The organism is Corallococcus sp. AB030 (assembly GCF_003668965.1).
Lineage (GTDB): Bacteria > Myxococcota > Myxococcia > Myxococcales > Myxococcaceae > Corallococcus > Corallococcus exiguus.
This window is the reverse complement of the sequence record NZ_RAWQ01000076.1, coordinates 1-15,309: the sequence shown is the minus strand read 5'-3', so window position 1 is coordinate 15,309 and position 15,309 is coordinate 1. Positions and strand designations below refer to the sequence as shown.

The window sequence follows — 15,309 nt, the reverse complement described above, 5'->3', positions numbered from 1 at the left end:
CTCTCCCACCTTTCGCCGCCCGAGCACACCCCATGTCCGCTGAATCGAACATCGACGCGCAGGCCATCGCCATCGTCGGCATGGCCGGACGTTTCCCCGGCGCTCCCGACCTGGACTCCTTCTGGAAGAACCTGCGCGACGGCGTGGAGTCCATCCAGCCCGTCCCCGACGCGGAGCTGGAGAAGCTGGGCGTGGACCCGGTCCTTCGCAAGGACCCGCGCCACGTGAAGGCCAGCGCCGCGCTCGCCGGCATGGAGCTGTTCGACGCGGGCTTCTTCGGCTTCACGCCCCGCGAGGCGGAGCTGATGGACCCGCAGCAGCGCGTCTTCCTGGAGTGCGCGTGGGAGGCGCTGGAGAAGGCGGGCCACACGCCGGAGGGCTTCGACGGCTCCATCGGCGTGTTCGCGGGCGCGGCCACCAACACGTACCTGGTGTTCCACCTGGTCCCCAACTTCGACCAGTTGAGCGGCATGGACCAGGTGCAGATCGACGTGAACAACGGCGGCGATTTCCTGGCCACCCGCGTCGCGTACAAGCTCAACCTGCGCGGCCCCAGCTACTCCATCACCAGCGCGTGCTCCACGTCGCTCGTCGCCACGCACGCGGCCTGCCAGAGCCTCTTGAATGAAGAGTGCGACCTGGCGCTGGCGGGTGGCGTGTCCGTGCACGTGAAGCACCCGGAGGGCTACCCCTTCGTGCCCGGCGGCATCGTGTCCCCGGACGGCCACTGCCGCGCGTTCGACGCGAAGGCGGAGGGCACGGTGTTCGGCAGCGGCGTGGGCGTGGTGGTGCTCAAGCGGCTGGCGGACGCCATTGAAGACGGCGACCACATCCACGCCATCATCAAGGGCAGCGCCATCAACAACGACGGCGCGCTGAAGGTGGGCTTCACCGCCCCCAGCGTGGAGGGCCAGGCCACCGTCATCACCGAGGCCCTGGGCGCGGCGGGCGTGGCGCCGGAGACCATCGGCTACCTGGAGGCGCACGGCACCGGCACGAAGATGGGTGACCCCATCGAGGTGCGTGCACTCAACAAGGCGTTCAAGTTCCGCTCGGCGGCGGCGAAGGCGAACCCGCCCAGGATTCCGGTGGGCTCGCTCAAGAGCAACATCGGCCACCTGGCCAACGCGGCCGGCGTGTCCAGCCTCATCAAGGCCGTGCTGACGCTGGAGCAGCGGCAGATTCCGCCCAGCCTCCACGTGACGGAGGTGAACCCGGAGATTCCGTTCGCGGGCGGCCCGTTCTTCGTCAACACGAAGCTCACCGACTGGCAGGCGAACCCCAAGCATCCGCGCCGCGCGGGCGTGAGCTCCTTCGGCGTGGGCGGCACGAACGCGCACATCGTGTTGGAAGAGGCGCCTGTCCTTCCCGCGTCCGGCGCGTCCCGGCCCGCGCAGCTCCTGGTGCTGTCCGCGAAGAGCGACGCGGCGCTGGATGCCGCGACGCAGAACCTGGCCGCGCACCTCAAGGCGCACCCCGCGCAGGCGCTGGCGGACGTGGCCTTCACGCTCCAGACGGGCCGTCAGGCCATGGCGAAGCGGCGCGTGCTGGTGTGCCGTGACCGAGACGACGCGCTCGCCGCGCTGGAGGTGGAGAATAGCCCCCGCCAGTGGACGAACACGCCGGACGTGCACGAGCGGCCGGTGGCCTTCCTGTTCCCCGGCCAGGGCTCGCAGTACGTGGGCATGGCGCGCGACCTGTACGCGTCCGAGCCGACCTTCAAGCGGCACCTGGACGCGTGCGCGGACAAGCTGACGCCGCACCTGGGCCTGGACCTGCGCACGGTCCTCTTCCCGGAAGCCTCCAAGGCGGGAGCGGCGACGCAGGCGCTGACGCGCACGGAGCTGACGCAGCCCGCGCTCTTCGCCGTGGAGTACGCGCTGGCGAAGCTGTGGATGGCCTGGGGCGTGAAGCCCTCCGCGATGCTGGGGCACAGCATCGGTGAGTACGTGGCAGCATGCCTCGCGGGCGTGTTCAGCCTGGATGACGCGCTGGCGCTGGTGGCCGCGCGCGGCAAGCTGATGCAGGGGCTGCCCTCGGGCGCCATGCTGTCCGCGAAGCTGGACGAGTCCGCGCTCAAGCCGCTGCTCCCCGCGAACGTCAGCGTGGCCGCCGTGAACGCGCCGGGCTTCACCGTCGTGGCCGGTCCCACCGACGCGGTGGACGCGCTCCAGGCAAAGCTGGAGGCGCAGGGCGTGGAGGTGTCGCGGCTGCACACGTCGCACGCGTTCCACTCCGCGATGATGGACCCCATCCTCGCGCCCTTCACCGAGCGCGTGCGCCAGGTGAAGCTCAACGCGCCCACCCTGCCCTTCCTGTCCAACGTGACGGGCACCTGGATTGAAGCGGCGCAGGCGACCGACCCGGGCTACTGGGCCACGCACCTGCGTCAGGCCGTGCGCTTCTCCGTGGGCCTCCAGGAGCTTTCCCGCAAGTGGCCGCAGGCGGCCCTGCTGGAGGTGGGCCCCGGCACGGTGCTCACCACGCTGGCGAAGCAGCAGCCGGGCGCGGAAGCGCGCGTACTCATCTCCTCCACGCGTCACCCGCGCGAGCAGGCGCCGGACCTCCAGGTGCTCCTGGGCGCGCTGGGCCGGCTGTGGCTGGGCGGCGTGACGGTGGACTGGAAGGGCTTCGCGGGCAACGAGCAGCGCCGCCGCGTGCCGCTGCCCACCTACCCCTTCCAGCGCGAGCGCTACTGGATCGACGCGAAGCCGCTGGGCGGTGGTGCCCGCGCGGACGCGCCCGCGTCGCTGGCGAAGCGCTCGGACGTGGCGGACTGGTTCTACGCGCCGTCGTGGAAGCTGTCCCCGCTACCCAAGGCGAAGGACGCGGCGGGCGCGGGCTGGCTGGTGCTCGCGGACGACACCGGCGTGGCGGAGGCCCTGGCGCCGAAGCTGGATGGAGACGTCTTCCGCGTCGTCCCCGGCGCGCGCTTCGAGCAGCGTCCGGACGGCACGTTCACGGTGGACCCGGCGCGCCGCGAGGACTTCTGCGCGGTGCTGGAGGCGCTGAAGAAGCAGGGCCGCGCATTCTCCAACGTGGTGCACCTGTGGAGCCTGTCGCGCGAGCCTGTGTCCCAGGAGAAGTCGCTGGACCTGGGCTTCCACAGCCAGCTGTTCCTCGCTCGCGCCCTGGGCGACACGGGCCATATCGAGCCGCTCACCTGGTCCGTGGTGACCAGCCGCTCCGCCCGCGTGGAGCAGGCGGACGCGCAGCTGCCGGAGCAGTCCCTGCTGGTGGGCCCCTCGCGCGTGCTGCCGCAGGAGTACCCGAACCTCGCGTGCCGCTTCGTGGACGTGGTGCCCGGCGACGCAAGCGCGGTGGCGGACCGGCTGACCGCGGAGCTGCGCGCCGAACCGCGTGACGCGGTGGTGGCCCTGCGTGGCCGCCAGCGTTGGGTGCAGACCTTCGAGCCCGTGCGCCTGGAGGCGGCCGGCGCGGAGGTGCTGCGCGACGGCGGCGCGTACCTCATCACCGACGGCCTCACCGGCATCGGACATGCGCTGGCGTCCGAGCTGGCCACGGTTCACCACGCGAAGCTGACGCTGGTGGAGACGGCGGACTTCCCCAGCCGCGGCCAGTGGACGGCGTGGGTGGAGAAGCACGGCGTGGAGGACGCGGTGTCCCGCCGCATCCAGCGCGCGCTGGCCCTGGAGCGCACGGGCGTGGAGATGCTGGTGCTGCCGGCGTCCCTCACCGAAGTGGAGTCCATGCGCGGCGTGGTGGACGCGGCGGTGGCGCGCTTCGGCCGCATCGACGGCGTCATCCACGCGGCGGGCGGCATGCAGGGCGCCACGCTGGGCACCATCGCGGAGACGGGCCCGGACGAGTGCGCCTGGCACTTCCGCCCGCAGGTGCACGGCGTGCGGGTGCTGGAAGAGGTGCTCCCGAAGGAAGGCCCCGCGTTCTGCCTCCTCGTGTCGTCGCTGTCGTCCGTGCTGGGCGGCCTGGGTCAGGTGGCGCAGGCCTCCGCCAGCGCCTTCATGGACGCCTTCGCGGAAGCGCGCACGGAGGGCTTCGCCTACCCGTGGCTGAGCGTGGACTGGGACGCGTGGCAGTTCGCGGACGCGCAGGCCATGGCGGAGCTGTCCCCCACGCTGGCCCAGTTCGCCATCCAGCCCGCCGAAGGCCTGGAGGCGCTGCGCCGCGCGCTGTCGCATGGCGAGAGTGGCCGGCTGGCTGTCTCCACCGGTGACCTGGCCGCGCGCCGCCGTCAGGGGCCTCGTGCCGCGAAGACGGAGAAGGGCAAGAAGGACGCGGCGAAGGGCAACAAGCACGCGCGGCCCTCCATCCTCACGCCCTACGCCGCGCCTCGCACGGAGCTGGAGAAGACCGTCGCGGGCATCTGGGAGCAGGTGCTGGGAATCGGCGGCATCGGCATCAACGACAACTTCTTCGAGCTGGGCGGCCACTCGCTGCTGGCCACGCAGCTGCGCAACCACATCCACGCGGTGCTGAAGGTGGACCTGTCGCTGCGCGGCCTCTTCGAGACGCCCACCGTCGCGGGCGTCGCCGGGCGCGTGGAGCAGGAGCTGGGCAAGCGCGCGGCCTCCACGGAGAAGCCCATCGCGGAGCGCCTGCGCACCGCGTTCCCCACCGAGCGCCCCGCCCTGCTCACCGAGTACCTGCGCCACCACATCTCGGAAGGCCTGCGCATCCCGCTGGACAAGCTGCCCGCCGACGGCAGCCTCAAGGGCTACGACCTGCACGCGCTGGGCGCGGAGCTGGAGTACGACCTGCGGCAGGACTTCAAGTTCCAGCTCTACCCGCACGAGGTGCAGGCGCACCCGTCCATCCCGGAGCTGTCCAAGTACCTGCTGGTGGAGATGGACCGCCTGCAGGACCCGCAGCGCTTCGCGGAGAACAAGCCGCTGTCCGCGTATCCGCTCAAGCCCTATCGCGCGCAGACGTCCGGCATGCAGCGCACCAACACGGCGAAGAAGAACCCGCCCATGGTGTTCGTGCACTCCAGCCCGCGCGCGGGCTCCACGCTGTTCCGCGTGATGCTCGCGGGACACCCGCGGCTGTTCTGCCCGCCGGAAGTGAACCTGCTCTTCTTCGAGGGCATGCGCGAGTGGCGCGAGAACATCGGCTTCGGCAGCGAGATGGAGTGGACCACGGGCGGCCTGCAGTGGGCGCTCATGGAGCTGGAGAAGCTGGACTCGCCCGCCGGCGCCGCGCTGGTGGACCGGCTGGTCGCGGATGACGTGTCCGCGCAGGACGTCTACCGCCGCCTCCAGGAGAAGTCCTCGCCCCGGCTGCTCGTGGACAAGACGCCCACGTACGCCATGGACGTGGAGACGCTGGAGCGCGCGGAGCGGATGTTCGAGGGCAACAAGTACATCTACCTCTACCGCCACCCGCTCCCGGTGATGGAGTCCATCCTCCGGATGCGCTTCGACCGCCTCTTCGCCGCCGGCCTCTTCGGCGACGCGGACGTGGACCCCTACGTGGTGGCGGAGACGGTGTGGGCCCTGTCCAACCGGAACCTGCTCAACTTCTTCGACGGCATCGGCCGCGAGCGCTGCCACTGGGTGCGCTACGAGGACCTGGTCGCGGACCCCACGAAGGTCATGACCGGCGTGGCCCGGTTCCTGGGGCTCGAGTTCGACGAGCGCATGGTCCAGCCGTACGACGGCAAGAAGGACCGCATGATGGGCGGCCTGGGCGACCCGAACATCCTCCAGCACCAGGGCATCGAGAAGAAGATGGGCGAGTCCTGGAAGCGGATCAAATGGCCCCGCCCCTTCGACGCCTCCACCCACGCGGTGATTGAGCGGCTGGGCTACTCCGTGGAGGGCGCCACGCCCACGCAGCCCCTGGTGACCGCGCAGCCGGTGGCCACGCCCGCCGCGAAGCAGAAGGTGTCCGCGGCGGAGGCGGAGAAGTTGCTGGAGAACATGGACCAGCTGTCGGACGAACAGGTGGCGGAGCTGCTCGCGGTGCTGGAAGACGCGGGCGGCGGTGACGGTGGTGGTAGCAGCAGCAGCGAGGACGCGGCCTGAACATGACGCCCGAAGAGAAGCGAGCACGCCTGGCGCAGCTCCTGAAGGACAAGTCGCGCCCTGCCTCGAAGCAGGCGCCCCTGTCCTTCGCGCAGGAGCGGATGTGGTTCCTGGACAAGTGGAGCCCCGGCAGCGCGGCGTTCCACATGCCCACCGCGGTGCGATTGACGGGCACCGTGGACACGGACGCGCTGCGCCGCGCCCTGGCCCTGCTGGTGGAGCGGCACGACACGCTGCGCACCACCTTCCAGGAGCGCGAAGGCGGCGGCGCGCAGGTCATCGCCTCCACGGGCGAAGTGCCGCTGGAGGTGATGGACCTCCAGGGACTGCCGGTGACCGAGCGCGAGGCTGAGGCCCAGCGGCGCGTGGTCACGCTCGCGCAGCAGCCGTTCAGCCTGGAGCAGGGGCCGCTGCTGCGCGCGGTGCTGATGCTCCTGGGCAACGGCGAGCAGGTGTTGCTGGTGGATCAGCACCACATCGTCTCCGACGGTTGGTCCATGGGCGTGCTCGTGCACGAGTTGGCGGTGCTGTACCGCGCGTGCCTGGAAGGTCAGCCCTCGCCGCTCAAGCCCCTGCCGCTGCAGTACGCGGACTGGGCGGCGTGGCAGAAGGAATGGCTCCAGGGCGCGGAGCTGGAGCGCCAGCTCACCTACTGGAAGAACCGGCTCAACCCCAACGCGCTGCTGGAGCTGCCCCAGGACAAGCCGCGTCCGGCGCTGATGAGTTCCAAGGGCGAGCGGCAGGTGATGCACCTGTCCCCCGCCCTCACCCAGGCGCTCAAGGCGCTGGGCCAGCGCGAGGGCCGCACGCTCTTCGTCACGCTGCTGTCCGCCTTCAACGTGCTGCTGTCCCGCTACACCGGGCAGGACGACATCGTGGTGGGCACGCCCATCGCGGGCCGTCCGCGCGCGGAGGTGGAGGGGCTCATCGGCCTGTTCGTGAACATGCTGGCGCTGCGCTCGGACCTGTCCGGCAAGCCCACGTTCAAGGAGCTGCTGAACCGCGTGCACGAGTCCACGCTGGACGCGTACGCGCACCAGGACATCCCCTTCGAGCGGCTGGTGGACGCGCTCAAGCCGGAGCGGCACCTCAGCCACTCGCCCATCTTCCAGGTGATGTTCGTCCTGCAGAACGCGCCCATGCCGGCCCTGGAGGCCCCGGGTCTGGTGATGGAGGCGAAGCCGGTGGACACCGGCACGACGAAGTACGACCTGTCGCTCCTGCTGGTGGACCTGCCGCAGGGCCTGCGCGTCATCGCCGAGTACAGCACCGACCTCTTCGAGCGCTCCACCGCGGAGCGGCTCCTGGGCCACTACCTGACGCTGCTCGAAGGCATCGTCGCGCAGCCGGACGTGCCCATCTCCCGCTTGCCGCTGCTGCCCGATGCCGAGCGGCAGCGCGTGATGAAGGACTGGAACGACACCGCCGTCACGCACCCGAAGGACGCGACGCTCACGTCGCTCATCGAGGCGCAGGTGGCGCGCACGCCGGACGCCGTCGCCCTGGAGTTCGAGGGCAGCCGCCTCACCTACCGCGAGCTGGACACCCGCGCGAACCAGCTGGCGCACGCGCTGCGCAAGCACGGCGTGGGACCGGAAGTCCGCGTCGGCCTGTGCGTGGAGCGCTCGCTGGAGATGGTGGTGGGCCTGCTGGGCACGCTGAAGGCGGGCGGCGCCTACGTGCCGCTGGATCCGGGCTACCCGCAGGAGCGCCTGGGTTGGATGCTGGAGGACGCGCGTCCGCCGGTGCTGCTGGTGCAGGAGCGGCTTCTCGCGCGGCTTCCGGCGTCGGATGCGAAGGTGGTGAAGCTGGACACGGGCTGGGAGGAGATTGCCCGCGAGCCCACCACCGCGCCCGCGCCGACTGCCACGCCGGACTCGCTGGCGTACATCATCTTCACGTCTGGCAGCACGGGCCGACCCAAGGGCGCGATGAACGCGCACGGCCCGGTGGTGAACCGCCTGTTGTGGATGCAGTCCGCCTACCAGCTCACGCCGCGGGACGTGGTGCTCCAGAAGACGCCGTTCAGCTTCGACGTGTCCGTCTGGGAGTTCTTCTGGCCGCTGATGACGGGCGCGAAGCTGGTGGTCGCGAAGCCCGGCGGACACCAGGACCCGAGCTACCTCAAGTCGCTGATTGCCTCCGCGTCCGTCACCACGCTGCACTTCGTGCCGTCCATGCTCCAGGCCTTCCTGGACGAGCCGGGCGTGGCCGAGTGCACGTCGCTGAAGCGCGTGGTGTGCAGCGGTGAAGCGCTGCCGCTGGAGCTGAAGGAGCTGTGCCTGCGCACGCTGCCCGGCGCGGGGCTGCACAACCTCTACGGCCCCACCGAGGCCGCGGTGGACGTGACGTTCCACGCGTGCCAGGCGAACGATGGCCGCCGCTCCGTGCCCATTGGCCGGCCGGTGGACAACACGCAGATCCGCATCCTGGACGCGGAGTTCCAGCCAGTGCCGCAAGGCGCGGCGGGCGAGCTGTACATCGGCGGCGTGCAGGTGGGGCGCGGATATCTGGCGCGGCCCTCGCTGACGGCAGAGCGCTTCATTCCGGATCCGTACGCGACGGTGCCGGGCGCGCGCATGTACCGCACGGGCGACGTGGCGCGGTGGCTGCCGGACGGAGAAATCGAATACCTGGGCCGCGCGGACTTCCAGGTGAAGATCCGCGGCCTGCGCATCGAACTGGGCGAGATTGAGTCCTCGCTGGAGAAGCACCCCACGGTGCGCCAGGCGGTGGTGCTCGCGCGCGAGGACCGGCCGGGACAGAAGCGGCTGGTGGCCTACGTCACCGGCAAGGACGCGAAGCCGGAGGGCGCGGCGCTGCGCACCTACCTGCTGGAGCGGCTGCCCGAGTACATGGTCCCGTCCAACATCGTGGTGCTGGAGCGCATGCCGCTCAGCCCCAACGGCAAGGCGGACCGCAAGGCGCTGCCCGCGCCAGAGTCCGGTGGCGCGGATCCTTCGCGGCCCTTCGTGGCGCCGGGGACGGCCATCGAGCAGCAGATCGCCCAGGCATGGAAGGACCTGCTCCACGTGGAGCAGGTGGGCCTGGACGACCCCTTCTTCGAGCTGGGTGGCAACTCGCTGCTCGCCCTCCAGCTCCACCGCCGGTTGACGGCGGAGCTGGGCGTGACGCTGGCGCTCACGGACCTCTTCCAGTACCCCACCGTGCGGGCACTGGCGGCGCGGCTGTCGCGCCGGGAGGACACGCCCTCGGAGGACGCGGCGCAGGCAGGCCGCTCCCGTGCCGAGGCGCGACGCACGGTCAACCGCCGCGCGGGAGCCTCGCGCGGTCGGGTGGAAACGGATGGAGACGCGGATGAGTGACACAGTGGGTGGTGGCGAGGAGCGCATCGCGATCGTCGGCCTGTCGGGCCGCTTCCCGGGTGCGCAGACGCTGGAGGGCTTCTGGGAGATGCTCCGGCGCGGTGGCGACGCGCGCCGCGTGCCCACGGACGCGGAGCTGGACGACGCGGGCGTTCCCCCTGCCCTGCGCGCCCATCCGCAGTGGGTGCGCTCCAGTTATGTGCTGGAGGGCGCCACGGAGTTCGACGCGGGCCTCTTCGGCTACAGCCCGCGCGAGGCGGAGCTGATGGACCCCCAGCAGCGCATCTTCATGGAGTGCGCGTGGGAGTCGCTGGACAACGCCGGCTACGACCCGGGCCGCTTCAAGGGCGCGGTGGCCGTCTACGCCAGCGTGAGCCTGAGCTCGTACCTGCTGCGCGCACTGATGCGGCAGCCGGACCTGATGGACGCGGCCGGTTCGTTCGGCGTGATGCTGGCCAACGACAAGGACTACGTGGCGACGCGCGTGTCCCACCGGCTGGGCCTGCGAGGCCCCTCCGCGACGGTGCAGACGGCGTGCTCCAGCTCGCTGGTGGCGCTCCACCTGGCGTGCCAGAGCCTGCTGTCCGGCGAGAGCGACATGGCGCTCGCGGGCGGCTCGTCCGTGTCCTTCCCGCAGACGGCGGGCTACCTCTACCAGGAGGGGATGATCTTCTCGCCGGACGGCTACTGCCGCGCGTTCGACTCGAAGGCCAACGGCACCGTGCGCGGCGCGGGCGCGGCGGTGGTCGTGCTCAAGCGTCTGTCCGACGCGCTGAAGGACGGCGACACCATCCACGGCGTGCTGCTGGGCACGGCGGTGAACAACGACGGCGCGGGCAAGGTGGGCTTCACCGCGCCCAGCGTGGAGGGCCAGGCCGCGGTCATCGCGGAGGCGCTCGCCATCTCTGGCGTCACGCCGGACGACATCCAGTACGTGGAGGCCCACGCGACAGGCACCCCGCTGGGCGACCCGATTGAAGTGGCCGCGCTCAACCATGCCTTCGGTGGAAAGGAGACGGGCCAGAAGCGCGTGGCGCTGGGCTCGCTCAAGGCGGCCATCGGCCACCTGGACGCGGCGGCCGGCATCGCGGGCGTGGTGAAGACAGTGCTCGCCATGGAGCACGGCGAGATTCCCGCGAGCCCCCACTTCCAACAGGCCAACCCCGTCATCGACTTCGACGCGGGGCCCTTCTTCGTGCCCTCGCAGCCCCGTCCGTGGACGTCCGCGAACGGGCCTCGTCGCGCGGGCGTGAGCGCCTTCGGCATCGGCGGCACCAACACGCACGTCATCCTGGAGGAGGCCCCGAAGAGCGCCGCCCCCGCGCCGTCGCGCCGTGCGTGGCACGTGCTGCCCCTGTCCGCCCGCACGCTCGCGGCGCTGGACGCGGCGACGGAGCGGCTGGCCGCGCACCTGGACGCGAATCCGAACGTGTCCCTGGCGGACGTGGCCTACACGCTCCAGGTGGGCCGGCATGCGCACGAGCATCGCCGCGCGGTGGTGGTGAAGGACGTGGCGGATGCGAAGGCGGCGCTGCGGGACGCTCGGCGGCTGCTGGGTGGCTCCGGCACCAATACGCGCCGGCCGGTGGTGTTCCTCTTCTCCGGCCAGGGTTCGCAGTACGTGGACATGGGCCGGGGCCTCTACGAGCAGGAGCCCGCCTTCCGCACGGAGGTGGACGCGTGCGCGGAGAAGCTGAAGCCGCACCTGGGCCTGGACCTGCGCACCGTGCTCTATCCGCCCGCGGACGGGCGCGAGAAGGCCACCGAGCAGCTCAAGCAGACGTCCCTCACGCAGCCCGCGCTGTTCGTCATCGAGTACGCGCTCGCGAAGCTATGGGCGTCCTGGGGTGTGACGCCGCAGGCGATGGTGGGCCACAGCATCGGTGAGTACGTGGCCGCGTGCCTGTCCGGCGTGTTCAGCCTGGACGACGCGCTGGCGCTGGTGGCCACGCGCGGCCGGCTGATGCAGTCGCTGCCCTCGGGCTCCATGTTGTCCGTGCGGATGACGCCGGAGGCTCTGGCACCGCTGATGGATGCGCGCATCTCCGTGGCCGCCGTGAACGCGCCGGGCTTCACCGTCGTGGCGGGCCCCACCGACGCGGTGGACGCGCTCCAGGCGAAGCTGGAGGCGCAGAAGGTGGAGGTGTCGCGGCTGCACACGTCGCACGCGTTCCACTCCCACATGATGGACCCCATCGTGGAGGAGTTCCGCCAGTCGGTGGCGAAGGTCGCGCGCAAGGAGCCGAAGGACCTCTACCTGTCCAACGTCACCGGCACCTGGGTGACGCGCGAGGACGCGGTGAGCCCGGCGTACTGGGCGCGTCACCTGCGCGACGCCGTGCGATTCCAGGACTCGGCGACGCTGCTGTTGAACGACCCCGAGCACGTCTTCCTGGAGCTCGGCCCCGGCAACGCGCTGGCCACGCTGGTGCGCCGCAACGCCGCCGAAGGCACCTTCCCGGCCATCCTCTCGACGCTGCCCGCGCCGCGCGACGCCCAACAGGACGCGCTCACGCACGCCACGGATGCGTTCGCGAAGCTGTGGCTCGCGGGCGCGAAGTCGACTGCCGGCCGCGCCTACAAGGGCGAGGCCCGCCGCCGCATCCCCCTGCCCGCCTACCCCTTCCAGCGCGAGCGCTACGACCTGCTCAAGGGCCCGCCGCCCGCGCTGCCTCGCGCCGCCGCCGCGCGGACTGTGACGACGCAGGGCGTGGAGTTGACCGTCCCCGCGTGGCCGCGCACGCGCGCCTCGCCGCAAGTGCCGTCGCTTTCCGGCCAGCGCTGGCTGGTGCTGGAAGCGGACACGCCGGTGGCTGCACGCGTGTCGGAGCGGCTGCGCCAGGCGGGCGCGGACGTGGTGTCGCTCGTCGCGGGACAGGGCGCGTCGGATCCAGTGACGAAGCGCTTCGCCGTGGATGTGGCCTCGCCCGACGCGCTGAGCGAGCACCTGGAGCGCCTGCGTGGCGAGGACTGGACGCCCGCGCATATCGCCTACCTGTGGCCGCTGGTGAAGGAGCCGCGCGACCTGGAGTCGGGGCTCGCGACGTCCGTCCACGGACTGCTCGCGCTGGCGAAGGCCGTGGGCCCGGGCGCGGCGAAGACGCCCGTGATGCTGGACGTGGTGACCACCGGCGCCCAGGACGTCACGGGTGAAGAGCCGTTGCTGCCCTGGCAGGCGGCCGCGGTCGGTGCCAGCCGCGTGCTGCCGCAGGAGTACCCCGGCCTCACCGTGCGCGCCGTCGACGTCACCTGGCCCGCGCCGGACGAGTCCGCGTCCGGCCCGTGGCTGGAGCGGATGGTGACGGAGCTGGCCGCCGGCAAGGACCCCGTGGTCGCGCTGCGCGGTCCGTACCGGCACGTCGAGGCGTTCGAGACCATCGACGTCCCGGCCTCCACGGAGCAGGCCGGACTCAAGGACGGTGGGGTCTACGTCATCGTCGGGGGTCTGGGCCGCGTGGGCCTTGCGCTCGCGGAGCAGCTCACGCAGGCGGTGAAGCCGAAGCTCGTGCTGCTGTCTCGCCGCACGCTGCCCGCTCCCGGAGAATGGGACGCGTGGCGCGCGGGCCATGACGCGCAGGACGCGACGTCCAAGGCCATCGACCGCATGCGCGCATTGGAGCGCTCAGGCGCACAGGTCCTGGCGCTGCGCGCGGACGCGGGCATCCCCGGTCAGCTCGACAAGGCGCTCCAGGTCGCGGAGTCGAAGTTCGGCCGCATCGACGGCGTCTTCTACGCGGCCGGCGACGGCGGCATGGCCACCCGCATCTCCGTGGCCGAGGCCACGCCGGAGGCCACCACTCCGCTGCTGTCCGGCCGCTTCGGAGGCCTCACGCAGCTGGCGGAGGCGCTGTCGTCACGGCAGCCGGACTTCGTCATCGTGCAGTCCTCCCTCACCGTGGTGCTGGGCGGCATGGCGGTCAGCGCGGTAGCGGCGGCGCACTCCGGCATGGACGCGGTGGCGGCCCGGCAGGCCCGGCTGGGCGGCACCCGCTGGTACACCGTGGACTGGGACGTGTGGGGCGTGGGCGAGGGCTTCCGGCCCGACGCCGTCATCTCCCCCACCGAGGGCTTCCGCCTCCTGCGCGCGCTGCTCACCCAGCCCACCGGAGGACGCTTCCTCGCGTCGCTCGGGTCACTGGAGGCGCGGCGTCAGGTGGCTCGCGACGGTGCCTCCACCTCCCGCGCGGGCGGAAGCGCCAGCGGCAAGCACCCGCGTCCCCCGCTCGCCAACGCCTTCGTCGCGCCGCGCGACGAGACCGAGGAGAAGGTCGCCGCGCTCTGGCAGGACCTGCTGGGCTTGGAGTCGGTGGGCATCACCGACAACTTCTTCGAGCTGGGCGGCCACTCGCTGCTGGGCGTGCAGCTGCTGTCGCGCATCCGCGAGGCCTTCCAGGTCGAGCTGTCCATGCGCGCCCTCTTCGAGTCCCCCACCGTGGAGGTGATGACGGTGGCCATCGTGGAGGCGAGCGCCAGTCAGCTCGACCCCGAAGCCCTGGAAGCCATGCTCGCGGAGCTGGAGCAGAGCTGAAATCCCCTTAGCAACGCCGGGCCCGCGCGCACTCCCGTAGTACGGTGCGCGGGCCCTTGACCCTCCTGCCCCCCAGGAGAAAGAGACTTGGAATGAGCCTCGCGCAACGCCTGACCATCACCCAGCCCATGCGGGTCTTCTGGATCACCTGGTTCGGCCAGCTCATCTCGATCCTCGGCTCCGGCCTCACGTCCTTCGGCGTGGGCGCGAAGGTCTTCCTCGACACGCGCTCCACCACGCAGTTCGCGCTGCTGTCCTTCTTCGCGCTCGCCCCCATGGTGGTGCTGTCCCCCATCGCGGGGACGCTCATCGACCGGTGGGATCGCCGCCGCGCCATGCTGCTGGCGGACCTGGGCAACGGCTTCACCACCATGCTCATCTTCGGCATGTTGATGGCCAGCGACCGGGGGATGTTCAAGCTCGAGACCTGGCACTTCTACCTGCCCGTCTCCCTGGGCTCGTGCTTCGGCGCCTTCCGCTGGCCGGCCTTCTTCGCCACCGTGACGCTCATCGTGCCCAAGCAGCACCTGGGCCGCGCCAACGCCATGGCGGAGGTGGCCAGCGGCGCCAGCCAGATCCTCTCCCCCATCATCGCGGGAGCGCTCATCGACAGCGTGGGCCTGGTGGGCGTGCTGACGGTGGACGTCTGCAGCTTCTTCATCGCCGTCACCACCCTGCTGATGGTCCGCTTCCCTCGGCCCACCGTCTCCGCGGAGGGCCAGCAGGGCAAGGGGTCGCTGTTCACGGAGATGAAGCAGGGCTGGAGCTTCATCAGCGCGCGCAAGGGGCTCTTGTCCCTGATGGCCTTCACCGGCGTGGCCGTGCTGTGCATGGACCTGGTGGTGCTGCTGATCACCCCCCTGGTGCTCGCCTTCACGGACATCTCCACGCTGGGCCGCATCGCGTCCATCGCGGGCGTGGGCGCGCTCCTGGGCGGCATCGGCATGGGCGTGTGGGGCGGCCCCAAGAACCCGCTGTACGGCATCCTCGGCTTCCATGCGTTTTCGGGCGTGGTGCTCTTCATGGCCGCGCCGTCGCCCAGCGTGGCGCTGGTCGCCGCCGCCGCCGCGCTCTACCTGTTCACCATGCCGCCCGTGATGGCGGGCATCCAGTCCATCTGGCAGCGCAAGATTCCCTCGGACCTCCAAGGTCGCGCCGCCGCCGTGAAGCGGATGGTCATCCTCTGCGTGTCGCCGTTCGCGAGCCTCATCGCGGGGCCGCTCGCGGATGACATCTTCGAGCCCGCCATGCGCGAGGGGGGCGTGCTCGCCAGCACCATGGGCCGCCTGCTGGGCGTGGGCCCGGGGCGCGGCATCGCCGTCATCTTCATCGTCCTGGGCCTGCTGACGCTCGCGAACGTCACGGTCGGGTGGCTCAACCCGCGCCTGCGCAACCTGGACAAGGAGCTGCCGGACGCGCTCCCGGACACGCCGCCCGCCCCCCCTGACAC

General features: G+C 71.3%; 4 protein-coding genes. All 4 read left to right on the top strand.

Features of this window, described 5'->3' with window-relative positions; all coding sequences use genetic code 11:
* The first annotated feature begins 32 nt into the window (after nt 1-32).
* Entirely contained in the window at nt 33-6,005 is a 5,973-nt protein-coding gene (locus D7Y15_RS19255; protein ID WP_121753509.1) for a type I polyketide synthase, read from the top strand.
* Between the two features lie 2 nt (nt 6,006-6,007).
* Nucleotides 6,008-9,331 (top strand): non-ribosomal peptide synthetase, encoded by a 3,324-nt coding sequence (locus D7Y15_RS19250; RefSeq protein ID WP_121753508.1) that lies wholly within the window; start codon nt 6,008-6,010, stop codon nt 9,329-9,331.
* Complete coding sequence (locus D7Y15_RS19245) at nt 9,324-13,859, top strand: type I polyketide synthase (protein WP_158629072.1); 4,536 nt, start codon at nt 9,324-9,326, stop codon at nt 13,857-13,859. The genes D7Y15_RS19250 and D7Y15_RS19245 overlap by 8 nt, the downstream gene beginning before the upstream one ends.
* 92 nt (nt 13,860-13,951) lie before the next feature.
* On the top strand, nt 13,952-15,309 hold a 1,358-nt coding region (locus D7Y15_RS19240), incomplete at its 3' end, for an MFS transporter (protein ID WP_121753506.1).